This is a genomic window from Arcicella sp. GW822-FHT02H01, from assembly GCF_058802005.1.
This window is the reverse complement of sequence record NZ_JBXANT010000001.1, coordinates 972924-999776: the sequence shown is the minus strand read 5'-3', so window position 1 is coordinate 999776 and position 26853 is coordinate 972924. Positions and strand designations below refer to the sequence as shown.

Below are 26853 nucleotides of genomic sequence, written 5' to 3'. Positions count from 1 at the left end.
CCGTTAAACTAAGTCTTTGATAAAGTTTGCATAAATTCTTGTCAGCAACTTTGATGCTGGACGGTCAACTCCTTCTGTATGAGGGTGTATCCCGTCAGGAAGGTAAACTCGTTGAACATTCATGTCAAGAGTAAGGTCTTGTCCTACTGTTGTATAATTGCTCCAAGGCACTTGAGTCCATAACGATGCTGACCCTTTTACCTTTTGCTGAGAAAACCCAGTCTTCTCCCACATTCTGAGCAAAGGGAAACCCCAATAGTCCGCCAAGACTTCCTGAGCCTGAGACACTGGTGTTAACAAGTCGTTTTCATAGTGTCCAATGAAGATAATTTTGGCGAACTTATTGTACTGAAGGATAATGTCAATCAAGTAGTTCATCGCTCCGATGAAATACCTTCTATCATCTCTTTGTGCAGGGATAACGCTTAAATCGTTGCTATAACCATCGTTTCGACCGTGGTCAAAGACGAAAAAATCGGGCATTGGATGTGTACCATCGAGATAGGGAATCAGTCTGTATTCATAGCTACATTGCATGATTTTAGTCTTCTCCGCATCACTTAATACATCAGGTGGATTGTTCAATAGTGTACCTTTGGCTGTATTCCATTGGTCGAATATGTCTGTTTGTATCTCAGACTGTTTCCTAAGAAGAGAATAAGCCCAGTTTTGCCATGCAAGTGCGTTAAATGTGCCATCGGCTCTACTAATCCTTGCAGTAGAGCTTCCAACGGCCATGTTAATGCCTACTCCCCCATATTTAGCAGGACCATCCGTCGGATACCGTCCACCTTCAGGAATAGAAGTTCCAAAATGTAGAAATGTTTTACCTGACAAGAGGTTAGACGAGCCATTCTCAAGCTTTGTAATTCTTTCTTGTTCTACCGCTAATTGTGCGGTAGAAACTGCCTTGGTAAATACTGTATATTTGGTTAGACTGTAGTTGTAGCCGACCAGTCCACTCAAATACATCTTGGTTGCTTGTAGTGGGATTGTCAACTGATAATCACTAACAAAATCAACAAAGCCATCACGTCCTTTATTCTCATAACCTACCACTTGGTTATTAGCATCTAAATACACAATTGCCCACATCGCAGAACCACCGACAGCGGTGCTAACCCTTAAGATGTCCGTTGGCAAAATGTTATAGGTCGCATATTTTCTAGTTGCGTCTATTTGAATGCTCCCATTGTTCCAAGGATACTTTCCTGATATGTCAAAAGTAGGCGTTTGGACAATATTGCTTGATAAAACATTACCAAGATAGGAGAACATATTCTGACGTTTCTTCAAGATAACACCACCAGAGGCAACAAAGCCGTTTACTTTGTAGTACGCACAGCCCTCTGGAAACTGAACCTCATAATCGGTAAATGGCGTATTCCCTGTATCAACACCTGTGAATTGTGTTGAAAGCAGCACATTGCTCGCATTATAAAAAAACAGCAACTTCATAGCACTACCACCAATTGTTGAGGTGATAAAGTGCTTTGTGCCATCGTTGATAATGGTTGCATAGCAACGTATTCCAGAATCTAATTCGCCTGTTCCTGCAAAATTGATGTACTTACCATTAGTCATTGCTAATGGATAAGTAATGTATTGATTAATAGTACTTACAGAGGTTTTATCTGCGTCGGGATAGTCGTTTAACGTTAGTAATTTGCCTTGTCCAAAGGCTGTGCCGTCGTATTTGTAAAAACGGTCAGTCTCTGCTACATAAACCACTGTGCCATTTAAAAGCCTTTCTGTAGGAATAGCATTTCTTTCGGTTATGGTATTACAAGCCTTTAATCCTCCTAAAATCTCATTTGCATAAGCGGTAGGGTATCTATCAGCCTCAGAGAAGGGTCTGATTGCTGCGGTAACTAATGTTCCTGTATTATTTGCCATTGTGTTGATTTAGTGGTTAGTTGATTTGAATACCGATACCTGTTCCATTTTGAATAGTATTGCTCCTGTAGAGGTAGTAGCTCGTAACAATGCCAAAGGCGTTTGTAACATCTATTACCGTTTTCGTCCATGCCGTACTCGCTAAACCATTAATTGTAAAACTTGCATCACCAAAGGCAGCAGGATAGCAGTAGTAAATGTATTCGCCATTACCATTCACATTAAGCGTTCGGGTTCTGGTTGTGGCTAACGTACTGTTAACTAACCCAAGCACTTGAGCATTCGTTAAAACAGTGTTAGCACTTGTACCCCAGTAGGCTTTATTCAAGAAGTTAACCGAAGTATTAGCGGTAACAGCGTTCGTTCCATCGGAAGCAGTTAGGGTGAACGTCGTATTGGCTGTCAAGTTTACGACCTTGGTTACACTGTTCCCTGCAACTACTCCCACAGCATTGTTAATACTTAGGGCTGTAGGTACTTTGTTGAAGGCATAGTTAAAAGTAATGCCTGTTACAGTGCTACCCTTTTCGACATTATTAACATTGTTAATGAATGAGTTAATAAGTAGTGGTACGTATTCAAGTTGTTGGATTCTTGCTTCAAATCCATCAATTTGTTGCAATCTTGATTCAATTTGTTCGAGGTATTCTACCGTATTGGCGAGTCCAGATGGCATCATGGTTAGTTCTATTTGGCGTCCCATAGTTTATATTTTTTGCGAGTGTATCCAGTACTTCTCATTTTTGTAGCTGAAGTAAAATGTAGTCAATCCGTCGTTCGTTTCATCTTCTTCTACTACGATTACCCCATCTTTAGGATATTGAGAGATGCCTGTAAATGTTTCCGTTTCTTGACTAATCCAAGCACTTAATTTTAGCTTCTCTATCTCTGATTTTAAACTTGCAATTTTGCTTGTCACTTCGGTTAAATCGGACTGCTGTGCAGTTGTTATCGTGCTTGTAGCTTGCTTCTTTTTGGAATAAAACAAGTAAATGATTGTCCCTATCGTTCCAAGTGCGGAAAGGAGGATGAGCAAGACAAGCCAACCATTAGTCTTTTTTGTAGCCATTTTTTTGTCGTTTTTGTCGTTTTTTGATGATAAAATATCCAAGCCATAAAAAAAACAGGACTGCAAAGGCTATTAAGCCATAAACCAAAGTATTGGGCTGAACGCCTAATGCATCTGAAGCTTTCGCAATGGTTACTTTCCCTTCAGCTTTTACCGCTCTCCAAACTTCTCCACGGATATCAGTGTAAGAAAGTACGCCTCCATCAACTAGTTCACGTGGTGCTTTTACAATCCCTGTGTAAGAGTATTTTGCCTTTTGGTCAAAGCCAGTGCCATAAAAAAATGCAGGATAGTAAAAGTCCGTTACTCTAACCTTATTGCCAGAACTAACCGTTATTTCATAGCCGTAATCGCTATAAGTAACGTCCGCTACTTCTACCAAATAATCAACGTTTTCGCCCTCTACTCCAACGATTTTTTTTGCCTTGGCAACTTTATCAATGTAAGGGTTGATAAGCATCTCTAGGGCTTCGTGCGAGAAGGTTGTACTAACATTGTTATTGCCTTGCACCTTTACAAAAGCAATCGGAATGCCTTTCTCATCAATCCAATGGTAACCGTTGGCTCCATCCAAATCAATGGTATCCTGTACAATAATTCTCCATCCGTCGGGTGGAACATCAAGTACAGAATTGACTATTTTAAGCGTAAATGTTTGTCCCCAAACAGGCTTGAAATGCTCGTTAGCTTGCTTTTGTGATGCCTCAACAATATCCTTCAAAACGCTACTAGAAATAGCAGAGGAAAGCGAATACACATAAATCGTGGGGTTGTCTAGGTTCGTCATTTCTTTTGGAATAAAAGGGTCAAAGCTGTAATGATGGTAGCAGCATATTCAGCAATTTGTAAAAACACATTTTTACCTGAATCTTTCTGCTTTTTAGCTTTCTTAGCTACCACGCTAGTAGAATCTTTTCTATAAGCTGATAAGGTTAAATCAACACTTTTGCTAAACTTTTCAGCATCAAATGTCAAGCTGTCAACCTTTGCAGTTTTGGGCTTCACAGGCTCATAGCCTTGCGAGAAAACCATTGGCATGATTGCCAGCATGATGATAAAAATGATTGCTTTCATTTATTATTTGTGTTTTTGATTTTCTCAGTAAGTAGCTTTTCCAATCCATCTATTCTATCCACAATTAGCAGCCTAAGCTGCTCGAATCCCTTTGACTGATAATCTTCAATCATGGTGATTTTTGTATCAAGTTTTGTAATGGCTTCTTGTTTCTTGTGAGATTCCTCTCTAAGAGAATAATTCTGCTGTTCCAAAGCCTTGATTTCAGTCAGTGTTTCATTAATTCGTCTTTCAATCAGGTTGTAGAACCACTTACCTAACGAGGCAATAATCGTAAGCATAGCTAAAATGTAGGGCGTAAGTGTCTCAAAAAAGTGGTTCATACTTGATGCTTTAAAAGGTTTTTGATTGGGGTAATTCTTTTAATTAAACTCTTTGCTCTTATTTTGATGTAAACGCCATCTCCCTCACGGACGACTACACCAGTAACAGATTTGCCCGAAGTGTTGCCTTCGTAAATCCGACACGTTAAAACCTTCGGATTGGGATTCCACTCATAGACTATTCCAATGTGCCTAATCTGATTATTACCAAAATAATAGCCAACAGCATCTCCAAATTTTGGAGGTCGCTCAGGGTGTAAATTTGGGTTGTAGCTTTTCAATTTGTCCGAAAAATAATCCCTTGCACGTGCTGACTTTATTTTAGTCTGTAAGCGTGCATGGAGGTACGTCCAATGCGAACAGGCTGCACACCACGGAGGCAAAGGTTTCATCTGATTCAACCATTCGCCCACCGACGAACGGTAGGCGTTTATCTGTTTTCCGTCGTTGTGTCCTGTCAATTCCCTAACACCTAACTGTGAGATAAAAACGGCTTTCTGACGCTTTCTGACGGCATTAATGCTGTCTAAATCAGGTTGCCCGACGCTAGTAAACAGGCTGAGAAGAAACGTAAAGCAAAGTAAGAGAACCTTAACCATAATCGTGTACTTGGTGATGAATTGTGAAAGTCTTTGACAATGTCGAGTGATAAAAATTTGTTCGGGTTCCCGTACCTTGTAAGGAATGAATCACGAATTGAACCCATGAGCATAAGCACCAATTCAATGATAAACAAGAATACGCCAACCGATAAAATCTTGTGTACCGTAACCCAATCGTGTATGCCTGCATCGGGATATTTTTCCTTTAGGAATACTCCAAGTCTTAAATACAGATAAGTAATAGCGATGGTAATTGCACCGAACCACCAAGCATTTTTTGAACTTGATTCTTGTCTAAACTCGCCAAGGTCGTCCTCTTTCTCTGCTTTTTGTTCAGGCAATTCCTCCCCTTCTAATACAATGCTGTTTGCATCACTTAAGGCTTTATTAGCTAATTGAGCATATTCTTTTGAAGCTAATAAATCTCCTTTTTCCGCTTCACGGATGGCAAACAAATTGAGTTTTTGAGCAGAATCTTTTAGCTCGCTTCTTCGTGCAAGCAAGGCTTGCTGTTCCTTTTCTTTACCTTCTTTTAGTTGCCTATCTTTTTCAGCTTGAGCCTCTGCAAGTTGGGCTTGTAATTCTTCAATAGAAGGCTTTTTTGGGTTACTATTCATTGGGCTATCTGGTTATTAGTGGATAATCAAAACTTTGAATCATCGTGTAAAGCATTGGAGGAAGGACGGTATTAGATGGCACATCCAACAATGGCATTCCTGCATATTTCAAGGCTGCATGGCAAACCTCAGAACAATACCAACGGTCAGGGGAATTAAGATTCTTTCTACTTAGCACTTCATTTACTGCCGACTTTAAATCATATCCTTTGCCCTTTTGCGATTCAGCAAAAGCGAAAGCAGAATGATAATAAGCCGTTCCTAAATCAAAGAAAAGCCAGTCCTTTAAGTTTCCAACTGAATCTTTTGTGCTTGGTCTGAATCCCGTTCCGAAATCTGACCAAGCCGAAAATCGTTGAGGGTCATGACCTGTAAAAATCAATTCGCTATGATAAATCTGAGAACCTACTGCACGACCCATCACTTTATTTGAAAAGCTAGGGTTTGATTTAACGGTTTGAAAGCCGATTAATAGGTTATTCATTTTTCTTTAATTTGCTGATTTGTTGAGAAATCCAACGCTTTATACTGTTATCCTTCTCAACAAACAATTTGTAAATTGCTAAAATCAAAAAGCCACATGGCATAATAATTAGCACTATCATGCCAATAGTTTTGATGGCTTTTTTCATGGTTAGTCTGTGATATTTAAGTCATTATAAAGGATGTCGAACGAACCATTTACACCCAAAGCACGAATGATATATTCCGCTCCAACGGCATCAGATGTATTTTGATACTTCTTAATCAACTCATCAATTCCAAGCCCTGAAGCACCTTGTTTTTTGAGCTTAAATTCACCTCTATTGTAGCTAAATACTACTTTATGTAAATCGTCTAATCCATAATCACGAATTAAAACGGATAAGAACGCCGTAGCCGCATGAATGTTAATCTCAGGAGTTTTCAAGTCTGCTTTAGAGATAGTATCAATACTTTTCCCAATTTTAGCTTTGAAAAAATCCACTTGCTTTTTAGATAACTGCTTGTTCAAAACACCTCTACGAAGAGTATCATTTGCCGTAACTACAGAGGTTTGCATTAACCCGATAAAATCTCCTGAAACAACAGAAGCCGCTTTAGTAACTGAAACACTATCATCATGCTCTATGCCCATCAAGCCCCAAATCACAATTCTTGGTACTTGGTGAACCTCCGAAGCCTCATTCACAATCTTACCGTACTGACTAACGAGTAGCGATATACGTTCTTTGTTTTGAGTGCGGTTTGCTTTCGACCATTTAGACCCTGAGCGTTCTTTCAGGGTAGTCAGAGGGAAGTAACCAGTAGTAAAAAATCCACCATCTGCCATGCTTAAAGCAAGGTTTGTAAAAGACTTTTTAGCGTAACTTAACTCCCTTGCATCCATCTCAGCTTTTGCTACGCTATCCTGTGTATAGTTTTCAATCAAAGATGCATCTAGTTCTGATTTTGGGCGTGAACCTTCGCCATAATACTTCCAGTAGGCAAAACCCAAACCACCAAGGGTAAGGATTAAGAAGGATATTAAGAGCCATTTTTTCATTTTAGCCAAGTTTTGTTTTTAATCGAATTGAAGTTGATATACAAGGTTGTTAAGCCTGCAGTTACCGTTACCACAATTACAATGATTTCAATGGTTGAAAATTTCTTCATATCAAATCAGGGCATAACCCTCGTTAAAGTCATCCGTTGTAATACTTCTACCATTTTCTACAAAGGTCATGGCAAATACAAGCCCTTGAAGCGTTGTTTTGTCGGGAACAAGCTTTGTATCCAATCCAATGCTAGCCTTTGAAGCAACAGTATTCAAATAGCCATTTGAATCGTTTTCACTTGGAGGAGCATATTTGTAGATGATTTTCCTAAGAGTTAACCCACTATCAATATACTCCTTCAAAAGAATTATCATGGCAGCCGTGCCATAGCGAAACTGGATAAACTGCTCAAATACACTATCTGTTCGCTGTGTTACTCTACCTTTCCAATTGCGTGTTTTTGAGTACTTAATGTTTCCGCAATTGTTGTTTCGTTCGCCACGTGTCAAAGTCCTTCCTGTCCAATCTACTGTCTTACCTAAAAAGTTTTTATACTTAGCGTAAGTCCTACGACCTAATATAATTAAGCCTATCCCTCCGATTAGAATAAGAAGTATCCAGAGAGCCTTTTTCATTACTTTGTCTCGGTATTGTTAAAATAAATAAAGGTCGCAAGAACAACTAAACAGGCAACACCAAGAGCAATCAAAGGCTTTTTGTTAGCCAACCACCCGAACATGATTAATACCAATCCTACTGAAAGTAACCCTAAACAGGTTTTAACGATAGAAGCAGTATCAAACCCTGCATTAATGTTAGCAATTGTCGGGTTTCCGCCCGCCAAAATTTGGTCTAATAGTCCTGCCATTACTTTGCTTTGTTTTTAATTAATCGCTCAATAACAGATTCATAATCAGCAGAATCGTATAATTTGTGGTCATACAATTCCGTAAGGAAACTACCTGTTTTAAAATACCGACGATTATAAGTATTGTTGATGTAAATAATCTGGTTATCGCTCATTTTTGCCATCGCAAAAATCAGGTCTCTCATTGTTCCGTAATAGAACCAAGATGTCCAAGAGTTAAAAAAGCTATTTGCCTTTTCTACCCACGAATTACCAGTTGTTTTTGCCCATTCAGCAAAAACGGCATTCTCTGATGCTGTTTTTGTCTCTACGTAAGGAGCATCTTCAGGAGGCGTGTTTAGCCCACTGGACTTCCCTGCTCTAAACACAAATACACCTGCTACGATTAAAGCAACAACTACCCAGAATCGCCAATCCTTTAGTAAACCTACAAGAAAAACATTCATAATTATAGTGTTTCAGCTTTGTCTAAAACAGGGTTTAACTGCTTAGATTTTTGCAAGTTTTTACGTTTTTTAATGAGTTTAACGATAAAGTAAACCCCGATACCTATCAAGACGACACCTCCAACAATTAGCGTCCAGTTATTGTCAGAAGATGGTACTTCATCGTAATAATCAGGATAATCTTGCTTACTAACAGCAGGTGCTACAGTAGGCGTAGTGGTCGTAGTGGTCGTTTTTTTAACGGTAGTTGCAGCCTTCTTAACGGCTTTAGTTTCAACCTTTTTTGGGATTTGAGCCTTTGGCTTAACCGTATCAACGGCAATATCCAAATTGGTAGCACGAAACCACAGTTTTAAGTAGGTTGTAACGAAATTAGGCTTTACGGGTTTGGTCAACAATACCTCAACCATCACGGTATCAACATTATTGATTTTTTCCGTGAGAAATTCTCCTGTCAATTGCCCAACCTTGGTAGTTTTGTTATAGCGAGCTACAACCTTTTCTACTTTATTAGTACTTCTACTTGGAACAGCAGGATTCGCATACGTGCCATTCACATTTACGACTACATAAGCCCCTTTTGCCAGATTATATGGAGTAATTGCCATTAGCTTAAACGTTTGGGTTTATGAATGCCCGATAAAGGCTGTGAAGGTTGTACAGGAATAGGCACTGAAGGTGCTTTTTTCTTAGTCAGTAAATAAACAATTACGCTAATGATAATTACGACCAAAGCAATAATGACATAAAGCACGGTATTGTTTTTAGGCGAATCAGCTTCAGGGTCGAAATTGTTACTATCAGTTGCATTATTAGAACCTTTTAATAGGTCATTAGCCCCTTTCAGTACATCGGTAACGCCACCTAACCAACCACCTACAGTAGTCTTTTTAGTGGTATTGGTTGTGCCTGTTTCGGTAGTATCTCCCCATCCATTATCTTCACCATCCGTAGAGGTAGTATCAAGGTTAATAACCCCAACCACGTCCCAACCACCGTCCTCGTTTAGCTCTAATCGATTTCCAAAGCCATCAACAAGATACAATTTGCTTGCTAAGTAATACAAAGTGCCAAAATCAGCATCAGAAACTGATATAATTGTCGAACCTTCGTAACTCATTTCACCTTTTAAAGTACCTAAATAATCGTCTGCAACACGGTTTTTCTTAGTCTCAAATGTTCCACCAAAGTAATACTTACCGTTAGCGGCCACTTTTGTATAAGCCTTTATTCCTTCAAGGGAATCAGTAGTATAAGCCATTTTATATTTAGTTTAAAGCATGATAGAGACAATAAGCCTCTATCATGAGTGATACAAAAAGTCAATCTACTATTTTCCTTTTAGGTCATCCTTGTCCTTTTTTGACTTTGCTCGCTTGTTTTTTTGATAGTTTTTCCACAAAGCATAAGCACCAAAACCTAAAGCGATAACGCCTAAAGCTCCACCAACGATTTTGATGTATTTCCACATCGTATCGTTTTTCTTTTGTAACTCTTCTGCAGTTGCAGCCGCAATTGCTTTTTCCTGTGCAGTCTTGTTAATCAAATCTTGTTGCTGAATCGTTGAATCAGGTGTATAGGTTGCAGTTTCAACACTACCATCGTCCTTGATTTTGAATTGCAACGTCAAATTAGGCTTATGACCCAATTCTGGATTTGTCAACAATTGAGGTGTTTCCACATGGCGTTCGTCATCGCCCCAGTGACCTCCTGCAGCACTACCACCAGTAGCGACTGCGAACTGAGCACGAGTTGAAATGAATTGAACATCGGCAGCAAGCACTCCTTGCTCAATCAACCATTCCTTTGGATGGTCAGCCCAATCAGAACGACGAGGGGTAAGACCCGATAAAGGGAAATACGTCTGAATGGTTACTAAATTATTTTGGGTAGGGTACACACGAACACGTGCTTGCAGTTCCTTACCATCTGGAAAAACGATTGTTCCTACAGATTGTCCATCTTTATAAAGGACGTTTTTTACTAATACTAAAGATAAAGCCATTGTTATTGGGGTTTATTTCGGTTTGCAATGGCGTTCAAAAATGGGCTTTTTGAGTTCTTTCTTATATTAATCTATCTATGCTAAGCCTTTGGGGCTATGGGCTGTAATTGTCTGGGTGGTGGTGCTGATTGTACATAGTTCGTCGGCATGGTTGGTTTTTGTAAAGGTTGGTACTGATAATTAGGTTGTTGCAATGAAGAACCTTTATCTTTTTTTGTCAATAAAAATGCTAAAAGGACAATAATAACCAAAGCAATGAATGCAAGAACAATGTATATGGTATTATTGCTTTTTAGTTTATTTTGCTCTGCTTGGGCATCTAGTATTGCTTGCTTTTGTGCAATAAGAGAATCTATTTCCGCCTGTTTCCCTTCTGCTTGATACTTTGCAATTTGTACTTTATCACCTGAAGTAAGGATATTACTTATTGATTCAGATATAGGGCCAAGACTGGTTAATATTGTTGCTACTTCCATGAGCTTTCAGTTGTTTCGGATTAAATTAATATAAACGATTTTGTGGGGCTACAGCATACTGATAAGTAGGACGCCCTTTAAAAGTAAAAACAACAGCCAATACGATAATTACTATTATAGCAACAACAGCGACGATTGCATAATTTTGAGATTTAGCCTTTTGGGCTGCCAAATCTGCTGCTGCTTTTGCTTCAATTTTTGCAATATCAATTTCAGCTTGCGTCTTTAACTCTGCGATATTAGTTTGGGCATTGGAATCTGCTCCACCGAAAATGTCTGAAAAAATGCTCATCTTATTCTTCTTTGTCTTTGATTAAATATTGCCGTAACTCATCTAGTTTTTTGTCAAATGAATCATTCAGGCTTTTACGTTCATTACTAAGCTTTCTATCAGCTTTACTACCTTGCACAAAATACAACACAATAGCTAGGATAAGACCTATCGCCAAACCAATAGCAATACCGATATACATCGGTTTTCTGTTACTTACTGTTTCCATTTCAAAAAAGGGCTTTTTTGTTTTTATGAATGTTGGGCAGAAAAATCAATCAGGAAGGCGAACCTCCCTGATGATAGCCCAGATTTGAAACGCTTTTGTTTCGATTCAAAACTAATTAAAGGAAAATTAGCAAAATGCAAGTTTTAACGAATCTGAATTGATGGGCAACGAAAAGCATACAATACCCTTCATTTTTTAACGAAATGTTATTAAAAATTTACAATATTACTTTTTCTTACTTTTTTGTAAGAGAATAGAACAACACAGATTCAACTTTGGCAACATTTAGGTGCTTTTTGTACATTATTGACTTAATAACGCAGTTTTTTGATGCATAATTGTTGTGTATTAATTCAAGCCTTCAAAAAATGGTAAGATTAGTAACATTAGTAATATTGTTATATAATACGTTGATAATCAATACAATTTAGCTTAAAACTTTCTTACTTTTTATTCTTACTTTTTTAAAATAACTATTTTACGATTTAATGTTAACAAATATCTATTTATCAAAAAAGTACAATAAAAAAGCCTTACCAATTGGCAAGGCTAAAAAGTTATAGAGGTCTGACTAATCCAAACTTTATTAACATATATCTATCAATTCTACTTTGTAACACGATACATTCATTTTGAAGAGCTTCCAGCATTTGTTGGTCATTCTTAAAGTCTTGAAATGCCTTTTGTTGGTTCATAAAACGAGTTCTTGCACCTTGTAGATAACTACTTTCAGAACGTTTTTTCATTACATTAGGCTTTTACCGTCATGGCTCTATAGGTATCACGCATTTTCCTAAGTAAGAAATGCAATTCAATCACTTTTTGTGTTGCCTCTTCATTCAGTGAAGGATTAAGCCCCTGCATCATATAATACATAACCTCATCCACTTCTTCAGCGTATTCCTGTGGATTATTGGAGAAAAAATTTAGATGTTCAAACAGTGGCTGAACATCAATGGTTTTGTTGGTAGCAGGGTCGTGAACCCAGATAGCAGAATTGCTATTGGCAATGGGAGTTGATTTTAAGGACATTTGTCTGGAAAGTTGAGCTTAAACACATTGAGCTAGTGCTTTAAGCATTGGATACAACAAAAAACGGTGTCGTACTTGCCGTTGCTCAATTCTCCAGACGGGAACGATTGTGTTCAAACAATCACGGTAGTTTCGACACCGTTTTTTATATAAACAGTACCTTATGACAAATTAGGGCATAAAAAATGCCGACAAATGTTTGGTGGCTTTAGCCGTCTGAAAGAAATTGAGCATTGCAAATGTACAATTCAGTTTTACATTTACAAATAAAATTTACTTATTTATTTTATAATCCTATTTAGTTAGTTGCATAGTACTACACTTCCCATTAACAACATTAATAGTACCAGCCCATTTAGAAGCACCAATCAACCTATCTTCTTCAGCAGTAAAGCTATATGCCCCTTGTGGTAGATTAACGGTAATAAAGCCATCTAACCCACAAGAAGGGGAAACGCCATTTGTTATATATTTTGTACTTGTACCTTTGTATAGACCATTCACATAGATTTTAATACTATATGATGAACTTGACCAGAAAATAACATTGCCAGTAGTTGGCACATAGATTGTTCTTATATCTACTGTTTTAGTAGTAGTATTCTCTCCGTGTTGGCTTTTAGCCGTAAGGGTTACATTATAAGTACTATTGGAAGCATACTTAACAGACGGATGCTGCAATGTAGATGTTTGACCATCTCCAAAAGTCCATTGATATGAAGTAGCGCTTGTTGATGTATTATCAAAAGAAACAACGCCATCAGGCTTGTAGGTGACGCTGAAACTAGCAACAGGCTTAGGAGCAGGCTCATCTTGTTTGCAGGCATTGAGCAATAGAATCAATAGAGCAAAAAGTAATGTAGATTTTTTCATTTTAATGTAGTCTTTTAAAGTTTAGAAACAAAAGTAATACTCTAAAATGTAAAGTGCTGTAAAAACTTATTATTCCGTATTAAAACAGGTGTTTTTACACTATGATATACAAAAAAACAAGAATTATTACTGTGATAAAACCATTAAAAGGAATATTTTCCAATGAAGTAGGCTGAGTAATACACTATAAATTAATAATAGATTTTACATAAAATATTTGTAAGTCTTATAGAGTTATACAATAAAAAAACTCCCTAAAAGGAGCTTTTTTATTGTATAACTTATTCTTAAGGACACTCAGGGAGATTCAATAAATTATTGGGCTTATAACCATCATTTTTGGTTTTCAAGTACTTTCTCCCCTGATATTCTGCGACTATTACATCCACAGATACTCCATTAACGTTTACATAGAACTCATAAGTATTATTCTCTATATAGCCTATAGCAGCATCTTCAGTAATCTTCCATCGTGTACTATCATTGTTGACACCTCCAATATGAGATATCCTTTCGTGTTCATTATAATGATTACCTCTTTTTGTAATACATGAAACTTGATGTCTTGTCATGGCATTTATTGTTTTTGGTTTTAACTAAAGTGTTAATTGTTTTTTTTGAGTTTAATATTAATTTTTCGAATATAACTCTACTTTTTAAATTAATATATTTTAACTTATTATTTGGTATTAAAACAGGTATTTTTACGCTAAATTATGTGATTTTATAGGTATATTTTTGTTGTTACAGTTAACAGAATTTAGTGCAAGCATTTTATTCAACTGTGTTATAAATAATAATTTCACTATTAATCCTATACCTAAACAAAATGAAATTAGAGTTTAATTCCTTAAATCCAACTTCACTAATAAATGACATCATAAAAATGATTGAAGATGGTGAACTTAAAACTTGGATAATTCATTTAGACGATAATGAAAAATACTTAAAACATATTGGTCAATGGAGTGACAAAGGAGTGATTAAATTGACAGCGGATAACACTAATAACAAAATAAAAGTACAAGTTTTCAAATTTAAAAAAGTTGAAATTGACTTAGAGGATTTTGAAGGCTACTATTACGGTAGATTTTGCGAACTAATTTTCGTAAATTTTACTAACAGATTTACTTCAATAGACAAAAAGTAAATAGATCTCCTACCAGATGTTGTATTCAATAGTTGCTGAATTGGGTCAGTCAAAAGGCTCCTTTCACTAATCATTTGTAGGTATTTTTAGGCTAATTTATATGATTTAAAAAGCATATTTTGTTCTATAAATCATCAACTTGCACGAAGCCGTGAAACGTTAAAAGCAATGGTATCATAACAATCCATAAATTTAATAACCAATTAATCAAAATAAATTATGAGCAAAATTTATAATTATTGTGCGTTCTATGTAAGTGAGCCATTCAATGAATCATCTCTTGGTGCTTATGCAACTAAAGATTTTTGTTATTACAGTATACTCAAAGCATGGAAAGGTTCAGATAGTTCTTTTCCATTTAATAATGCACACGATACAACTTATAATGTTCGTGATGATAGTGGTTGGGAGTCCACCCTTAAACCACGACTTAGAGAAAGACTTAGAAATTCTAAAAACATTATCCTATTTTTGAGTGAGAATACTTTGAACTCAAGAGCGCTACGAGAAGAAGTTGAATATGGAATTAATACTTTATTGCTACCAGTGATTGTAATTTACGCTGATTTACATACTAAGGAAGACTTACTTACATTTAATAAAAATAATTTAAACTCTACTGTAAAAAATTTATGGAATAAATTACCAGTTTTCAAAGATTCTAAATCAAAAGTACCTGTATTACATATTCCAATGAACAAAGATGTTATACGCAATTCTCTAAACAATGCTAATTTTAGAGTTGATTCTACAATTAATCCTGATGATTATTTTTATAAAAACTAATCGAATGAAAGTTAACTTTTTTGACAAAGGTGTCTTAAATAAATTCTGGCTTTATTTTTCAGTAATATCTGGTATTTTATCATTCATACTACTTTTTAATATTGTACCCGAAGAACATAAAGAATATTTAACATATTTTGGTTACCTATCTTTTTTTATTTTGATAATTATATACTTATTTATTTGGGATAGAGCTAATAAGCTTACGAAAATAGATATTGATATAGATGGGAGCAATGTAAATATAAAATGTGGAGATTTATTTTCTGAAGACGGTCTTAAAACGATTTCATTTAACGAGTATTTTGATACTATTGTCGATGACAAAATAATTTCTAACAAATCAATTAATGGTATTTTTATAAATAAATTTTTCAGAGGAAATATACAGGAGCTTGATAATTTTATAGTAGAAAATTCAGATGAATTAGATGTAATTAATAATCAAGCTAATAGAAGATTTGGGGGTAAAACTGTACAATTCAAATTAAGTACAATTTTTGTTCATGGTGAATTCATTCTTACTGCATTTTCTAAATTTGATGAGCATAATAAAGCAATTCTGACAATGCCCGAATACATAGAATTTTTGATTAATTTTTGGGATAGAGTTAATCGGGTTTACGCTCAAAAATCTGTTTCAGTTCCTGTGTTTGGTTCTGGTATCACAAGAATAAAAGAACACAAAAATATAAGTGACGAAGATTTATTAAAGATAATGCTATGGACATTTAAATTAAGTGAGATGAAATTTAAGCATCCTGCTAGACTAACAATTGTTATACATGAAGCTAAAATTGGACAAATTAACTTGTTCAATATTAAATCCATCGAATTAGGATTGTAAGTAATAATATAAATGAAACTTTAGCTATTTTGATTTATTGAAAAAAGGCAAGGAATTATCTGATAAAGGAAATGAGGAAGCAGTAATACTCTGAAAAGTTAAAAATGGAAAAACTATCTATACAAAGATGTAGAGAAAGCCAACAAATAACAGCTCAGATAAAAACCATGATTTACGACCATTTGCAATGATTACCACAAAATCATACACAAACGACATTATAGCGAATAGCTAAATTCTGAAGCAGAAAACTCGTCATATTTCATAAAATAGAATGGAGGCAAAGGTTGTATTTTAATAATGATACAACCTTTGTTATTTATTCAACATTACAGATAATAAATAGCATACTCATTAGGTTGCCCTTCATTAATCATTGAGCTATATACTCTAGCTCCATCAATAAAAAAAACCACTGCATTTGGATAATTTGAGAGGTTAACAAACTTGTTTTCTCGACACATTTACCCACCTTCTAGAAATCTGAAAACAACTATCTTACATAAGTTGAGGATAACGTCAGGGTCATTATATTCAATTTATGAAGGTGTTCTAATATCATATCTTAAGTTTAAAATTTATTTATTAAGTATAATTCTGATTATCAATCCTTAACTAAAATTTGTTGGACTGTTTAAAACAGGTGTTTTTACGCTAAATAATATTAATATTTGAATATACTTTTGTTGAAAATAAAGATAATGACACTATTCCCTAACGAAAAAATTGTATTAGAATCCGACAATAAAAATGTTGTATTAACGAGTCATAGAATTTATCAGCAATCAAATGGGATAGCCTCACAAGAAACAACAAGTATTATGTTGGAGCATATTAGTTCTTGCCAAACATACACGAATTACAACTGGTTTATGATTGGAGTTGCTATCTGTGTAGGAATATTCTTTTTTTTACAAGGAAATGGTGAAGTTGGGGCTATGCTTATAGCAATATTAGTAGGAGCATTTTATTATACAAAAAAAGCATGATTTTAATTAAGTCACCTACCGCTACAATAAATATTGATACAGCAAACCTCAGCCAAGCAGCAATAGCAAAGTTTGTTGATAGGGTAGAACAAACAAAACATGAAAGAATCCAAAACATGAATAGAAAGAGTATTTGAAGTTGAGTTTAACTTTATTTTTAATTATCTTTATTTGAGAAAAGAAATAGTCATCACCCATACTACTTTGGAAATAAAATATAGTTATAAAAAATAGTTAATTCGACGAAGCATATCTAAGAGCAATAGAGTTTTTAGGTGTGCTTTTTTTGTTTAAATCTAAGTTAACAAAATAGCTCATCTCGTTTAAGATAAATTAGGGATGAAATCTGAAATTTAATTATGCAAACAATAACCTTTACTTGTGAAGTGATTACGCCAATGTTCCTAGCAGGTGCAGATGGCACAACCCCCGAACTCCGCCCTGCCTCAATAAAAGGAGCTTTACGCTTTTGGTGGCGAGCGATGAATGGACATTTACCCATTGATGAAATGAGAAAGATTGAGGGAGAGATATTTGGAAGTACAGAAAAGAGGAGTAGTGTTATTCTTTTGCCGATTAATATTATAAAAGAGGACATTACAAAAATATCTAATACTCCACATCATAAAAAAGATTACTGTAGAATACATTGTGAGCCAAAATTACCTCCTAACAAAAATAAATGCTCAAAGAGTATCCAGCGAGATGCCAAATATTACATATTTAAACTTACAATAAAATACAATAATACAAAAATTACAAAAGAAGCTTTAATAGATATTGTAAAAGTAACTTTTCTATTTGGTGGTGTAGGAAAAAGAGTTAGAAGAGGTTTTGGTAGTATTTTAATACGCAAAATAGATGATGATAAAACCTTTACATCATTGGAGGAAATTAAAGACTTTTTAAACTCCAAAAAAGAAGTTCAAGGGCTATCAAGTTTTGGTTACTTTGCGAGTGTTCAGATAGGAAAAGCATTTGATACTGATTTTGAAGTATTGGAAGCAATAGGACTATCTTCTCACACTTATAAATCCGACTGGTTGGGGTTTGTAGATGGTTCAAAACGATTTGCTTCACCAATTTATGTATCTGTGATTAAGGATGAAAATTGTAAATATTATCCCATTATAACAACTTTAAATACAGCAAGCGAAAAAAGACTAAACACACCAAACAATCAAAGTGATTTTGTCAATTCCCTTAAACAATTATGAGCAAACACCTCTTCCTTTTCTCCATTGGCCCCGTACAATCATTTATTGCTCAAGCAAGAAAAACACAAGACTTGTATGCTGGGAGTAGGATATTATCTACTTTAGCTCTAACAGGACTAAAATCTTTAAAGAATATTCAATCTATTTTTCCAAGTAAAATAGAGGTAGATTCTGTACCAAATCGTTTTTTATGTGTTGTTGAAACAGAAAATCCTAAAGATGATGGAAAGATGGTAGAAAAAGAAGTTAGGAATAAATTTCATTCAATCTCTTTGGAAATTTTAAACAAATGTGGAAAAGGATATAAATTTTCTGATTGGAGTGATTTAAGCGAATTAGTAGATACGGATATTTTTATAAACCACTTTAAGCAGCAGATAGAACAGCATTTAGAGGTATTTTGGGTTTTTGAAGAAATAAAGAACGATGATTATAATACTTCTTATTCAAATATACAGCAGCAATTAGCCAGCATGAAAAATTTGCGTCGATTTGAGCAGTTTAATCAAGGAGAAGGTGAAAAAGGGCGTAAATGTAGTCTTGATGGTGAACGAAATGCGTTGTTTTTTGGAAAGGGTACTAACTCCAATTATCTAAACTCAAAATGGAATTCTTTTACAATTACACTTGAAGGTACTAAGTTAGCTAAAAATGAAGGGCTGAGTGCGGTTAGCTTTCTCAAAAGAATGTATGATATTAAGAGTTTTCCATCAACTGTTGGTATAGCAACTTTACATGAAAGTAAGCAAGCAAATGTTCAAAATAAAATATTCGAGTATAAAAAACTTTTTCAAAAGGATACTTTAGGGATGTGCTGCTTAGAACATTTCAAGGAATTTGAGCTATTTGAACTAAGTAATTTCACAGAATTTGATGATGAATTTTTCTTTGAAGAAAACTTAAAAAAAGAACGTTTCTCTAACGAGAAACAGTTTGAACTTGTAACAAAAGAATTTGAAAATATAAAAAACTTATTTTCTTCTGGTCAATACGCTCTGATTTCATTTGATGGTGATAGCATGGGTCAATGGCTTAGTGGAGAATACCTATCTAAGGATATTTCATTGCAAGAGTTTCATCAAAAAATATCTAATTGTTTGATAGACTTTGCTAAAGATGCTACCGCAATAGTTGATAGTTCTGGCAAAACTATTTATGCTGGTGGTGATGATTTTTTAGGGTTTGTTAATATCCAAAATCTTTCTACTACGCTCGAAGAACTACGAAAGGCTTTTGTTAAGAAAGTGAACGCACCTTTAAACGAACAGTTTTCTCAATTAAATAAATCATTATCTTTTTCAGCTGGGATTGTAATTGCACATTACAAAACACCTTTAAATGATGTACTGAATCACGTAAGAAGGTTACAAACGAATGCTAAAAAAAACTTTGATGATAAAAATGCCTCTGGATTAGCTTTTATGAATCGCTCGTCAATCATTAGCGAAACATACTGTAAGAATAATGATTTAACCTTTCTTTTTTATTTAGCAGAAGCCTTTAAAAATAAAGAAATAAGCTCCACTTTTCTATTCAAGTTTGTGATTAACTGCACTCCTATTATTGGACAGTTATCAGATGAATTTGCCTTTGCTGCACAAGTATCTATGTTAAAGGTAGAACTAAAACGCCTGATGAAACGTGCAAAAAGTCCTAACACAGACTGGAAACATATTGAAAAGTCAATCTATGAACCATTGGTTGAAAAAATTCTATTACGAGGCTTTAATCGGAAAACGTTAGAAACTTCAATAGATAACTTTTCATCGTTTGTCAAAATGGCTGAAAAAATTGCAGGAGAACTAAAATAAAGCAACTCATGAACAAATCATATTTATTTATTCAACCACTCGATACCTTATTTTTTCGCGCTGGGAAACCTTTTGGAAAAGGAGAAGAAGCTTTTGTAGATAGTTCTATGGTTATTCCTCACCCATCCGTGATTTGGGGTGCATTATTTACAAGCCTTTGTGTCAATAGTGGAGATGAACGATTACAAAAATTTTGTATTGAGGAGAAAGACCTCAAAAAGCTTCATATTCATCATGTTTACCTTCATAACCCAGTTTTAGAAAAAACGCTCGTTCATGCACCACTAGATTTGTTTGTAGATGATAAAAAGGAGTATTTCTTTACCGAAGGATATATTAACAATGCCCATTCAAATGTACCATTTTCAACCTTAGTAAAACCTAGTATAAACAGTACTGAACGAGAAGAAAACCTTTTTATCAACGTAGAAGATTTGTTTGAATCATATACTTCAAGGCAAAATTACAGAACAAGTGTTTATACTCCAGACGATTTTAGTACTAAATACTCTAAGGTTGGGATAGCACTATCTAAAACCTCACGAACAACAGTAAACGAACAATTCTATAAAGTTGAAATGGTTGAATTTATGGAAAATTGGGGCTTTTTAGTTGAATATGAGTCGAATCATACTTTTGACAATGGTATTATCAAATTAGGCGGAGAAGGAAAATTAGCTTCGTTTCAGAAGGTTGAGCAACCTAAAATACCGATTCCATCAACAGATATTGAGCAAGCAAAATATTTAAAAGTATATATCCAAAGCCCCACATTTTGGGAAAGCGGCGATGGAATAGAAGAACTTAGTAAGATAGATGATTTTGAATTAGTCAGTGCTTCGATAGGTAAGTATATCTCAATAGGAGGATTTGATGTAAATAAAAAAGAACCTAAACCTATGAAAAAGGCTGTTCCATCGGGGTCAATTTATCTTTTCAAGAAAGTAAGAAATAGTAGCAATTTGGCTGATAACATAAAATCTTTAATAGCTAAAAATACTGCCAATTGTAATGGCTTTGGGAAGTTTCAAATTTTACCTTTTAAATCAAATTAACCTATGAGCATTACAGATGAGTTAAATGCAAAAGAAACATTTGATTTTAGTGAATACAGTTATGTATGTGCCTCTACCCTTAATCAGATGGTAAATTATATCCCTTTGGTGATGGATGAGTTTCAATTCAAGGACTTTTATACTGTTACGCTTTACAAGGACATAAACCTTTCTGATAAAGTTAAGGAAAACAAAAAATGGGATGAGAATTTGCAGGAAACTTTAGACAAAAACATCATTACATTTGATGAAATTAAGATAAATCAAAAGGAATTCTTAAAAGTATCTGAAACAATAAAAGCTCTTGATAAAGTTTTAAAAGACAAAAAAGTTTTTTGGAATTTAACAGGAGGACAACGTCCATTTTTGTTAGCAGTGTTGGAATATGTGAAAGATAAACCAAACCATTATGTTGCTTATTTAGAAGGGAATACTGGACAAATATCAATCAAATCATCCAGCGAGGAAATACTTATACCGTATTCACTACCTAAAGAAACAACGTTAGAAACGGCATTGAAACTGATGGGGTTTAAAGTTTCAGTAGATGGTAAAGGAAGAACTATAAGCTTTGAAAAGCTTGTAAAGCATGATGATAGACAAATATTTGAGTCTTTAATAGGTGAATATATTAAAAACGAAGAATTACGAAAACAATTAGTTTTAACTAATAAAGACAAAACTAAAGATTTTGCAAAAAATGAAGTTGAAATGATTCTGAAAGGAATTTTAAATAAGTATCAGTATTCAACTTTTTGTGAAAAATATATAGATATATCAAAGCCATATCCTTTTGGAGATATTCTTGAATACATGACTGTTTTTTCAATTTTAAAATATGCAAAACCGTATATTTTGGATATATCGTTTAGTGCTTCAACTCGATATTTGGATTCAAATATTCAAAAATCAACAGGAAGAGCCAGTTTAGACGAGTTCGATGTAATAATACTAACTAAAAAAGGGAAAATCGTTGTATTTGAATGTAAAAGTGGAGATATGAAGGGGGATGTGTCTAAGAGTACTAAATTTTCAACCTATTCGGTGGCTGGTATTTATGGAAAACCAATTTTAATAACTCCATTAATTGAATCCGAGTTGAAAGACTTTGAAGATAAAAAATTAAAAAGACCTGAGCTTGAGAGTATTAAATCTGCCATTCGTTCTGCAATTACAGCGGATTTAGATTACTATGGAATAGATAGACTTTCAAAGAATGAGAATGATATAATCAAAGTCTTATTTGAATAATCTCGAAATATAAAAAAACTAATTAGTTAAAAGCCCAACAACAATATGTACAAAAACGCCAAACCCCTATTTTTTATCTGTGAAACACCCTTGCATGCAGGAAGTGGCTCAGATTTGGGTATAGTTGATTTACCTATTCAACGAGAACGACATACTTCTTTCCCTAAAATTGAAGGTTCTTCTTTTAAAGGTGCTATTAGAGAAGCTGTTGAACAAAACAACATGAATTTTACAACCAAAGGAAAAACGCATAACGCTAATGATAAAAAAAAATGTGTTGCTTTAGCTTTTGGTCCAGAAGATGGTGATGCACACGCTGGTGCGTTAGGCTTTTCAGATGCTCGTTTATTACTTTTTCCTGTAAAAAGTGTGAAAGGTGTCTTTGCATGGATTACTTGCTATAAAGTATTAGACCAGTTTAAGCGTGATATGTCTTTAACAGGAATAACAGTTAATTTTTCTATTAAAGAACCTAGTTCTAATAATTGTCTTGCACTTGATAATACTACGCTGAAACTTGGTAGTAAAAAAATTGTCTTAGAGGAATATGCTTTCACTACTGAAGATCCTTATGATATTAAAGTAGGCGATAAAGCACTTGGTGAATGGCTTTCTGAGCTAATTACCGATGGCTTTTGGAAAGATAAACTCAAAACTGATATAGTTATTTTGTCAAATGACGATTTTAAAGATTTTGTCAACCTAAGTACCGAAGTAATCACGAGGACTAAAATTAATAATGAAACTGGTACAGTACAATCAGGTGCATTATTTACCGAAGAGTTTCTTCCTGCTGAGAGTATCATGTATAGTTTGGTCATGGCAAGTCCAGTGTTTTTAAAAGAAGATAAGAAGAAAGAGGCGATTCTTCAAACTGACGATGATGTTATGAACTATTTTGCTACGGCACTGCCTGATGTAATTCAAATTGGAGGCAATGCTACACTAGGCAAAGGTATTGTACGAGTTGTAAAATCATTACTAACAGAAAAGGAGGTAAATAATGGCTAAGGCAATTAATGGAATCGAACAAGGTAGAGCAGATTATGCTTACAAATGTGCTAATCAAGCTTTACTACTAAAAGATTTCAAATACGACAACGATAATAAAACAACAAATAATGCTTTTCTTTTTGCAACTTCTTTTAAAAAGAAATTTGAAAAAGATTTAAAAGATAATTTAATCAATAGCAAAACTGTAGATGATTTCTTAATCAATCCTTCCAAAGACAAACAGTTAGAGGGTTTTAAAAAAAAACTTGGCGAACATTACGAGAAGTTTGGTAAAGAGTACAAAGCTTATGTGAAAAAAACTCCCATGATGGTAAAAACAAGTGGTTTAGGAGCAACATTAGCATTTATTATGTCAAAGAAAAAAGATGGAAATGCTTGGGCATTGATTTATAATCAAGTTGATAACTGGCTAAAAACTTCAGATAATAATTATCTAATTGACAATAAGAATGGAGAGCTATCAGAAGTTGTTATTCAATTAAACAGCGGTCAATATCGTGCGGTTACCAACGAAGTACTTGCATTATTTAATTGGCTTCGCCGATTTGCAGAAGGTTTAATTGAAGGAGATGAAATAATTCAAGAACCATGAAAAAAGGCATATTTATCATACTAAATGAAAACGGCAAACTTGTAGCTGGTATCAAACGAGCAGATGGGCAGATTATTAAAATAACAGATTTAGAAGTAAATCCTACTATTCAAGCCTTAGATGGAATGCCTTGTGAATATTTCAAGGGACAGTCCATAATAATAGATGGAGAAAATATCTATCATAAAAAGTATATCCCCATAGAAGAGGTAAAGAGTGTGGTAAAAAGTCCTTCTCTTGATTTTAAGTCACAGATTAACGAAGCAATGAATGCTAAAGAGCCAGTGAATGAGTCCATGGAAAATAAAACTAGAACGAAACTTCCTCAGGATAGCTTTTCTCTAAAAGACTGTAAAGTACCATCGGATGTAAGGCAAATAAGAATTAATGATAAAGATATTGACAACTTTTATTTAAAATTGAACAAGTTTTCTCGCTGGACAGTAAATGAAAAAGGCGAAAATAAGTTTTTATTTTTTAATGCTCAAGAGCGTAAAGACAAAAAAAAGAATGTTATCCTTGGAAAGTTTGAAATCAAAGAAAACTTTGGCATATTAGAAAATAAGTTTTCAGACCTCAACAAACGTCATCGTAATAATGCGAAAGTGTTATTTGGTGAAAATGTTGTTGAGTTAAAACTAATTCCAAGCTATCATTTAGTAGTAGGACTCGGAGGGCATTCTGTGTATGAAACCTCTATGACCTTGCACCATATTTATGGTCTTCCATACATTCCTGCAAGTTCAATAAAGGGCGTTGTTCGTAGTTGGATTATTCTTAATGAGTATAATAATGATGAGCATTCAGCCCTTCATGATAAAGATGATGATACTTTCGTAAAATGGTTTGGGAGTCAATCAAGTGCTGGCAAGTTGGTATTTTTCGATTCTTTTCCCAACGAAAAACCAAGATTAGAACCTGATATTATGAATGTGCATTATCCTAAATATTATCAAGGAGTTGAACCACCCACTGATACACAATCACCAAATCCTATTCCATTTTTAACAGTTACGGAAAGCCCGTTTATTTTCTTTATAGGTTCATCGGAACTGAATAGTAAAAGTAATAAGCTTAAAGATAAAACGATTAAAGATTGGCTCCAAGATGCCCTCACCAACCACGGCATCGGTGCTAAAACAGCCGCTGGCTATGGCTATTTTGATGAACCAAAACAACATTAAACCTATGCGTTTCAAATTACATCTTCGTACAGTTAGAGATGGACAAAAGCTTATTTTTAATTACCAATATGCCATTCAGGCGTGGATGTACGGGCTTTTGTATCGTGCTGATAGTACCTATGCTAATTTTCTACATAACGAGGGGTATCATGTAGCGGATAGTACAAAGTCTTTTAAACACTTTACATTTTCCTCACTTAAACTTGGCAAAATTGTACCAATCAAGCAAGGTGATGATTGTATAGAATTGTCAAGCGATAACCTTGAATTAGTTGTTTCCTTTTATATTGATAGTGCTGCTAAAAACTTTATTATAGGCGTATTTCAATCTCAATCACTAAGTATTTACAACAAAACTTACCAAGCAGATTTCATTGTAGAAAGAATCGAAACTTTGGCTGTACCTGATTTATCAAAAGATGGCTTTACCATTGTTACAAAACAATTTGAGACTTCATCGCCAATGGTGATGGCTTTTGATTCAGATTCAAAGAGTGAATACATTTCACCAGATGACATCAGATTTGGACAAATATTTGCCATTAATTTAATAGACAGGTATCGTTCTCTACAAGAAAATGGAGGTTTGATGTTAGATACTTCCACCGCTCAAAGTTTGGTGCAATTTAAACTTCTAACAGAGGCAGCACATATTAAGAAAAGTGGATTTCTTGTAAAAGAGGGCAAAAAAAAGGAAGAAATGAAAGTAATAGGTTATGACAAATTTACATTTGAAGTTACCGCCCCAAGTATCATCCTAAATGCAGGATATTTAGGCGGTTTTGGCAGATTCTGTGCAATGGGTTGCGGTTATACGAATATAGTCTGAAGGAACGAGAACTAAATAAAAGTCGTCGTGTCCTAAACGTTCCTTGAAATATTGATAAAAAAGACAACTTGTATATTGTTAATTTAAGTAAAGTACTTATTATCAAATGTCGTCGAAGGCTGGGGTAATTCATATTACTCCATATCGACGATTTTTTTTGAAAAAATAGTTACAAAAAAGCCTTCAATTTGCTTAAAATAGCCATTTTTGTAACGAGTCTGAATCGAACCGTGTAGGCATTGAAACTTACAAATATACGAATACTTTTGATATTAACAAACAGTCTGAATCGAACCGTGTAGGCATTGAAACGAGTACTATAATCAAAACGGGCTAACTTCTGTAAAGTCTGAATCGAACCGTGTAGGCATTGAAACGTATGTAGGTAAAGACTATCGGGAACATGAGGCTTTTGTCTGAATCGAACCGTGTAGGCATTGAAACAGTTTTGAACATCTCACCAGCTTCATGCAAGGCTTAATGTCTGAATCGAACCGTGTAGGCATTGAAACTTAACTCTCTTTTTTTGGCACTTTCATGAACCTTCTCGTCTGAATCGAACCGTGTAGGCATTGAAACTGATAGCGCTAGTTGACTGTAATAATTTTTATGCAGTCTGAATCGAACCGTGTAGGCATTGAAACAATTCTTGGAATAGTTAGTTGTCTGTCAATCTTTCTAGTCTGAATCGAACCGTGTAGGCATTGAAACGAAATGTTTCGGCCGCACAAATGATGGTTGCGAATGCTGTCTGAATCGAACCGTGTAGGCATTGAAACGGATAGTTCTCTCTGAGAATACTATTTTATTTGCCTGTCTGAATCGAACCG

The 26853-nt window shown here is 34.7% G+C and carries 36 protein-coding genes and 1 CRISPR repeat array (1 of these 37 cut by a window edge); of the genes, 12 read left to right on the top strand and 24 right to left on the bottom strand.

From position 1 onward, the window contains the following. Positions 1–3: 3 nt before the first annotated feature. From AC1RNE_RS04355 to AC1RNE_RS04240, 24 genes are all read right to left on the bottom strand, one after another. The gene (locus AC1RNE_RS04355) at positions 4–1896 is read right to left on the bottom strand and encodes a hypothetical protein (RefSeq protein ID WP_492799812.1); all 1893 of its coding nucleotides are present in this window, start codon (positions 1894–1896) and stop codon (positions 4–6) included. 16 nt (positions 1897–1912) lie between these two features. After that, the gene (locus tag AC1RNE_RS04350; RefSeq protein WP_492799811.1) at positions 1913–2599 is read right to left on the bottom strand and encodes a hypothetical protein; all 687 of its coding nucleotides are present in this window, start codon (positions 2597–2599) and stop codon (positions 1913–1915) included. Positions 2600–2602: 3 nt separating this feature from the next. Further along, positions 2603–2965 (bottom strand): hypothetical protein, encoded by a 363-nt coding sequence (locus AC1RNE_RS04345; protein ID WP_492799810.1) that lies wholly within the window; start codon positions 2963–2965, stop codon positions 2603–2605. Next, positions 2946–3752 carry a hypothetical protein gene (locus tag AC1RNE_RS04340; RefSeq protein WP_492799809.1) on the bottom strand — a complete coding sequence of 269 codons (807 nt, stop codon included), beginning with the start codon at positions 3750–3752 and terminating at the stop codon, positions 2946–2948. The genes AC1RNE_RS04345 and AC1RNE_RS04340 overlap by 20 nt, the downstream gene beginning before the upstream one ends. Next, the gene (locus tag AC1RNE_RS04335) at positions 3749–4039 is read right to left on the bottom strand and encodes a hypothetical protein (protein WP_492799808.1); all 291 of its coding nucleotides are present in this window, start codon (positions 4037–4039) and stop codon (positions 3749–3751) included. Before AC1RNE_RS04335 ends, AC1RNE_RS04340 begins: the two co-directional genes overlap by 4 nt. Then, positions 4036–4362, bottom strand: a complete 327-nt coding sequence (locus tag AC1RNE_RS04330; RefSeq protein ID WP_492799807.1) for a hypothetical protein — start codon at positions 4360–4362, stop codon at positions 4036–4038. The genes AC1RNE_RS04335 and AC1RNE_RS04330 overlap by 4 nt, the downstream gene beginning before the upstream one ends. After that, positions 4359–4961, bottom strand: coding sequence for a hypothetical protein (locus tag AC1RNE_RS04325; protein ID WP_492799806.1), 603 nt, complete (start codon positions 4959–4961; stop codon positions 4359–4361). The genes AC1RNE_RS04330 and AC1RNE_RS04325 overlap by 4 nt, the downstream gene beginning before the upstream one ends. Next, complete coding sequence (locus AC1RNE_RS04320; RefSeq protein WP_492799805.1) at positions 4889–5581, bottom strand: hypothetical protein; 693 nt, start codon at positions 5579–5581, stop codon at positions 4889–4891. Before AC1RNE_RS04320 ends, AC1RNE_RS04325 begins: the two co-directional genes overlap by 73 nt. Before the next feature lie 4 nt (positions 5582–5585). Continuing rightward, entirely contained in the window at positions 5586–6065 is a 480-nt protein-coding gene (locus AC1RNE_RS04315) for a hypothetical protein (protein WP_492799804.1), read from the bottom strand. Continuing rightward, positions 6058–6213, bottom strand: coding sequence for a hypothetical protein (locus AC1RNE_RS04310; protein WP_492799803.1), 156 nt, complete (start codon positions 6211–6213; stop codon positions 6058–6060). Before AC1RNE_RS04310 ends, AC1RNE_RS04315 begins: the two co-directional genes overlap by 8 nt. 2 nt (positions 6214–6215) lie before the next feature. Beyond that, positions 6216–7106: a transglycosylase SLT domain-containing protein gene (locus tag AC1RNE_RS04305; protein ID WP_492799802.1), complete on the bottom strand. Its 891-nt coding sequence runs from the start codon at positions 7104–7106 to the stop codon at positions 6216–6218. Between the two features lie 111 nt (positions 7107–7217). Then, the gene (locus AC1RNE_RS04300) at positions 7218–7733 is read right to left on the bottom strand and encodes a hypothetical protein (protein WP_492799801.1); all 516 of its coding nucleotides are present in this window, start codon (positions 7731–7733) and stop codon (positions 7218–7220) included. Continuing rightward, the gene (locus AC1RNE_RS04295; RefSeq protein WP_492799800.1) at positions 7733–7966 is read right to left on the bottom strand and encodes a hypothetical protein; all 234 of its coding nucleotides are present in this window, start codon (positions 7964–7966) and stop codon (positions 7733–7735) included. Before AC1RNE_RS04295 ends, AC1RNE_RS04300 begins: the two co-directional genes overlap by 1 nt. Next, entirely contained in the window at positions 7966–8412 is a 447-nt protein-coding gene (locus AC1RNE_RS04290; protein ID WP_492799799.1) for a hypothetical protein, read from the bottom strand. The genes AC1RNE_RS04295 and AC1RNE_RS04290 overlap by 1 nt, the downstream gene beginning before the upstream one ends. Before the next feature lie 2 nt (positions 8413–8414). Next, entirely contained in the window at positions 8415–9020 is a 606-nt protein-coding gene (locus AC1RNE_RS04285; protein WP_492799798.1) for a hypothetical protein, read from the bottom strand. Further along, positions 9020–9673, bottom strand: coding sequence for a hypothetical protein (locus AC1RNE_RS04280; protein WP_492799796.1), 654 nt, complete (start codon positions 9671–9673; stop codon positions 9020–9022). Before AC1RNE_RS04280 ends, AC1RNE_RS04285 begins: the two co-directional genes overlap by 1 nt. A 69-nt stretch (positions 9674–9742) precedes the next feature. After that, positions 9743–10417: a hypothetical protein gene (locus AC1RNE_RS04275; protein ID WP_492799795.1), complete on the bottom strand. Its 675-nt coding sequence runs from the start codon at positions 10415–10417 to the stop codon at positions 9743–9745. Positions 10418–10497: 80 nt separating this feature from the next. Continuing rightward, on the bottom strand, positions 10498–10893 hold the full coding sequence (locus tag AC1RNE_RS04270; RefSeq protein WP_492799794.1) for a hypothetical protein: 396 nt from the start codon (positions 10891–10893) through the stop codon (positions 10498–10500). 25 nt (positions 10894–10918) lie between these two features. Beyond that, a complete protein-coding gene (locus AC1RNE_RS04265; protein ID WP_492799793.1) occupies positions 10919–11185 on the bottom strand; it encodes a hypothetical protein in 267 nt (88 codons plus the stop codon). Position 11186: 1 nt separating this feature from the next. Beyond that, entirely contained in the window at positions 11187–11393 is a 207-nt protein-coding gene (locus tag AC1RNE_RS04260) for a hypothetical protein (RefSeq protein WP_492799792.1), read from the bottom strand. A gap of 557 nt (positions 11394–11950) precedes the next feature. Beyond that, positions 11951–12139 (bottom strand): hypothetical protein, encoded by a 189-nt coding sequence (locus AC1RNE_RS04255; protein ID WP_492799791.1) that lies wholly within the window; start codon positions 12137–12139, stop codon positions 11951–11953. Positions 12140–12143: 4 nt separating this feature from the next. Then, a complete protein-coding gene (locus AC1RNE_RS04250; RefSeq protein ID WP_492799790.1) occupies positions 12144–12425 on the bottom strand; it encodes a hypothetical protein in 282 nt (93 codons plus the stop codon). Between the two features lie 294 nt (positions 12426–12719). Continuing rightward, positions 12720–13298, bottom strand: coding sequence for a PKD domain-containing protein (locus tag AC1RNE_RS04245; protein WP_492799789.1), 579 nt, complete (start codon positions 13296–13298; stop codon positions 12720–12722). A 287-nt stretch (positions 13299–13585) separates the two neighbouring features. Continuing rightward, complete coding sequence (locus tag AC1RNE_RS04240) at positions 13586–13870, bottom strand: DUF3892 domain-containing protein (RefSeq protein ID WP_492799788.1); 285 nt, start codon at positions 13868–13870, stop codon at positions 13586–13588. 257 nt (positions 13871–14127) lie between these two features. On the opposite strand from AC1RNE_RS04240, the gene AC1RNE_RS04235 reads away from it, so the two are divergent. The 12 genes from AC1RNE_RS04235 (at position 14128) to AC1RNE_RS04180 (ending at position 26023) form a co-directional block, all read left to right on the top strand. Beyond that, positions 14128–14448, top strand: coding sequence for a hypothetical protein (locus AC1RNE_RS04235; RefSeq protein ID WP_492799787.1), 321 nt, complete (start codon positions 14128–14130; stop codon positions 14446–14448). Between the two features lie 219 nt (positions 14449–14667). Next, positions 14668–15234, top strand: a complete 567-nt coding sequence (locus AC1RNE_RS04230; RefSeq protein ID WP_492799786.1) for a TIR domain-containing protein — start codon at positions 14668–14670, stop codon at positions 15232–15234. A gap of 4 nt (positions 15235–15238) precedes the next feature. Beyond that, positions 15239–16081 (top strand): macro domain-containing protein, encoded by an 843-nt coding sequence (locus AC1RNE_RS04225; protein ID WP_492799785.1) that lies wholly within the window; start codon positions 15239–15241, stop codon positions 16079–16081. Positions 16082–16782: 701 nt separating this feature from the next. After that, positions 16783–17070, top strand: a complete 288-nt coding sequence (locus AC1RNE_RS04220; RefSeq protein WP_492799784.1) for a hypothetical protein — start codon at positions 16783–16785, stop codon at positions 17068–17070. 359 nt (positions 17071–17429) lie between these two features. Then, positions 17430–18287 carry a type III-B CRISPR module RAMP protein Cmr1 gene (cmr1, locus tag AC1RNE_RS04215; protein WP_492799783.1) on the top strand — a complete coding sequence of 286 codons (858 nt, stop codon included), beginning with the start codon at positions 17430–17432 and terminating at the stop codon, positions 18285–18287. Continuing rightward, positions 18284–20098 (top strand): type III-B CRISPR-associated protein Cas10/Cmr2, encoded by a 1815-nt coding sequence (cas10, locus tag AC1RNE_RS04210; RefSeq protein WP_492799782.1) that lies wholly within the window; start codon positions 18284–18286, stop codon positions 20096–20098. The genes cmr1 and cas10 overlap by 4 nt, the downstream gene beginning before the upstream one ends. 8 nt (positions 20099–20106) lie before the next feature. After that, complete coding sequence (gene cmr3, locus AC1RNE_RS04205; protein WP_492799781.1) at positions 20107–21153, top strand: type III-B CRISPR module-associated protein Cmr3; 1047 nt, start codon at positions 20107–20109, stop codon at positions 21151–21153. Between the two features lie 3 nt (positions 21154–21156). Next, the gene (locus AC1RNE_RS04200) at positions 21157–22404 is read left to right on the top strand and encodes a hypothetical protein (protein WP_492799780.1); all 1248 of its coding nucleotides are present in this window, start codon (positions 21157–21159) and stop codon (positions 22402–22404) included. Positions 22405–22449: 45 nt separating this feature from the next. After that, entirely contained in the window at positions 22450–23415 is a 966-nt protein-coding gene (gene cmr4 / locus AC1RNE_RS04195) for a type III-B CRISPR module RAMP protein Cmr4 (RefSeq protein ID WP_492799779.1), read from the top strand. After that, entirely contained in the window at positions 23408–24010 is a 603-nt protein-coding gene (cmr5, locus tag AC1RNE_RS04190; RefSeq protein ID WP_492799778.1) for a type III-B CRISPR module-associated protein Cmr5, read from the top strand. The genes cmr4 and cmr5 overlap by 8 nt, the downstream gene beginning before the upstream one ends. Then, positions 24007–25194, top strand: a complete 1188-nt coding sequence (gene cmr6 / locus AC1RNE_RS04185; protein ID WP_492799777.1) for a type III-B CRISPR module RAMP protein Cmr6 — start codon at positions 24007–24009, stop codon at positions 25192–25194. Before cmr5 ends, cmr6 begins: the two co-directional genes overlap by 4 nt. Further along, a complete protein-coding gene (locus AC1RNE_RS04180) occupies positions 25118–26023 on the top strand; it encodes a CRISPR-associated endoribonuclease Cas6 (protein ID WP_492799776.1) in 906 nt (301 codons plus the stop codon). Before cmr6 ends, AC1RNE_RS04180 begins: the two co-directional genes overlap by 77 nt. Positions 26024–26239: 216 nt before the next feature. Continuing rightward, positions 26240–26853: a CRISPR direct-repeat array (repeat unit 30 nt) (it continues 7078 nt past the right edge of the window).

Coding starts and splice junctions, on each gene's coding strand:
- AC1RNE_RS04270 (WP_492799794.1), bottom strand. CDS start 10,893: ATGGAAGTAGCAACAATATTAACCAGTCTTGGCCCTATATCTGAATCA.
- AC1RNE_RS04235 (WP_492799787.1), top strand. CDS start 14,128: ATGAAATTAGAGTTTAATTCCTTAAATCCAACTTCACTAATAAATGAC.
- cas10 (WP_492799782.1), top strand. CDS start 18,284: ATGAGCAAACACCTCTTCCTTTTCTCCATTGGCCCCGTACAATCATTT.
- AC1RNE_RS04260 (WP_492799792.1), bottom strand. CDS start 11,393: ATGGAAACAGTAAGTAACAGAAAACCGATGTATATCGGTATTGCTATT.
- AC1RNE_RS04315 (WP_492799804.1), bottom strand. CDS start 6,065: ATGAATAACCTATTAATCGGCTTTCAAACCGTTAAATCAAACCCTAGC.
- AC1RNE_RS04335 (WP_492799808.1), bottom strand. CDS start 4,039: ATGAAAGCAATCATTTTTATCATCATGCTGGCAATCATGCCAATGGTT.
- cmr6 (WP_492799777.1), top strand. CDS start 24,007: ATGAAAAAAGGCATATTTATCATACTAAATGAAAACGGCAAACTTGTA.
- AC1RNE_RS04295 (WP_492799800.1), bottom strand. CDS start 7,966: ATGGCAGGACTATTAGACCAAATTTTGGCGGGCGGAAACCCGACAATT.
- AC1RNE_RS04340 (WP_492799809.1), bottom strand. CDS start 3,752: ATGACGAACCTAGACAACCCCACGATTTATGTGTATTCGCTTTCCTCT.
- AC1RNE_RS04255 (WP_492799791.1), bottom strand. CDS start 12,139: ATGAAAAAACGTTCTGAAAGTAGTTATCTACAAGGTGCAAGAACTCGT.
- AC1RNE_RS04325 (WP_492799806.1), bottom strand. CDS start 4,961: ATGGTTAAGGTTCTCTTACTTTGCTTTACGTTTCTTCTCAGCCTGTTT.
- AC1RNE_RS04350 (WP_492799811.1), bottom strand. CDS start 2,599: ATGGGACGCCAAATAGAACTAACCATGATGCCATCTGGACTCGCCAAT.
- AC1RNE_RS04280 (WP_492799796.1), bottom strand. CDS start 9,673: ATGGCTTATACTACTGATTCCCTTGAAGGAATAAAGGCTTATACAAAA.
- AC1RNE_RS04355 (WP_492799812.1), bottom strand. CDS start 1,896: ATGGCAAATAATACAGGAACATTAGTTACCGCAGCAATCAGACCCTTC.
- cmr4 (WP_492799779.1), top strand. CDS start 22,450: ATGTACAAAAACGCCAAACCCCTATTTTTTATCTGTGAAACACCCTTG.
- AC1RNE_RS04345 (WP_492799810.1), bottom strand. CDS start 2,965: ATGGCTACAAAAAAGACTAATGGTTGGCTTGTCTTGCTCATCCTCCTT.
- AC1RNE_RS04330 (WP_492799807.1), bottom strand. CDS start 4,362: ATGAACCACTTTTTTGAGACACTTACGCCCTACATTTTAGCTATGCTT.
- AC1RNE_RS04200 (WP_492799780.1), top strand. CDS start 21,157: ATGAGCATTACAGATGAGTTAAATGCAAAAGAAACATTTGATTTTAGT.
- AC1RNE_RS04250 (WP_492799790.1), bottom strand. CDS start 12,425: ATGTCCTTAAAATCAACTCCCATTGCCAATAGCAATTCTGCTATCTGG.
- AC1RNE_RS04180 (WP_492799776.1), top strand. CDS start 25,118: ATGCCCTCACCAACCACGGCATCGGTGCTAAAACAGCCGCTGGCTATG.
- cmr5 (WP_492799778.1), top strand. CDS start 23,408: ATGGCTAAGGCAATTAATGGAATCGAACAAGGTAGAGCAGATTATGCT.
- AC1RNE_RS04265 (WP_492799793.1), bottom strand. CDS start 11,185: ATGAGCATTTTTTCAGACATTTTCGGTGGAGCAGATTCCAATGCCCAA.
- AC1RNE_RS04220 (WP_492799784.1), top strand. CDS start 16,783: ATGACACTATTCCCTAACGAAAAAATTGTATTAGAATCCGACAATAAA.
- cmr1 (WP_492799783.1), top strand. CDS start 17,430: ATGCAAACAATAACCTTTACTTGTGAAGTGATTACGCCAATGTTCCTA.
- AC1RNE_RS04320 (WP_492799805.1), bottom strand. CDS start 5,581: ATGAATAGTAACCCAAAAAAGCCTTCTATTGAAGAATTACAAGCCCAA.
- cmr3 (WP_492799781.1), top strand. CDS start 20,107: ATGAACAAATCATATTTATTTATTCAACCACTCGATACCTTATTTTTT.
- AC1RNE_RS04230 (WP_492799786.1), top strand. CDS start 14,668: ATGAGCAAAATTTATAATTATTGTGCGTTCTATGTAAGTGAGCCATTC.
- AC1RNE_RS04310 (WP_492799803.1), bottom strand. CDS start 6,213: ATGAAAAAAGCCATCAAAACTATTGGCATGATAGTGCTAATTATTATG.
- AC1RNE_RS04225 (WP_492799785.1), top strand. CDS start 15,239: ATGAAAGTTAACTTTTTTGACAAAGGTGTCTTAAATAAATTCTGGCTT.
- AC1RNE_RS04245 (WP_492799789.1), bottom strand. CDS start 13,298: ATGAAAAAATCTACATTACTTTTTGCTCTATTGATTCTATTGCTCAAT.
- AC1RNE_RS04290 (WP_492799799.1), bottom strand. CDS start 8,412: ATGAATGTTTTTCTTGTAGGTTTACTAAAGGATTGGCGATTCTGGGTA.
- AC1RNE_RS04305 (WP_492799802.1), bottom strand. CDS start 7,106: ATGAAAAAATGGCTCTTAATATCCTTCTTAATCCTTACCCTTGGTGGT.
- AC1RNE_RS04300 (WP_492799801.1), bottom strand. CDS start 7,733: ATGAAAAAGGCTCTCTGGATACTTCTTATTCTAATCGGAGGGATAGGC.
- AC1RNE_RS04285 (WP_492799798.1), bottom strand. CDS start 9,020: ATGGCAATTACTCCATATAATCTGGCAAAAGGGGCTTATGTAGTCGTA.
- AC1RNE_RS04275 (WP_492799795.1), bottom strand. CDS start 10,417: ATGGCTTTATCTTTAGTATTAGTAAAAAACGTCCTTTATAAAGATGGA.
- AC1RNE_RS04240 (WP_492799788.1), bottom strand. CDS start 13,870: ATGACAAGACATCAAGTTTCATGTATTACAAAAAGAGGTAATCATTAT.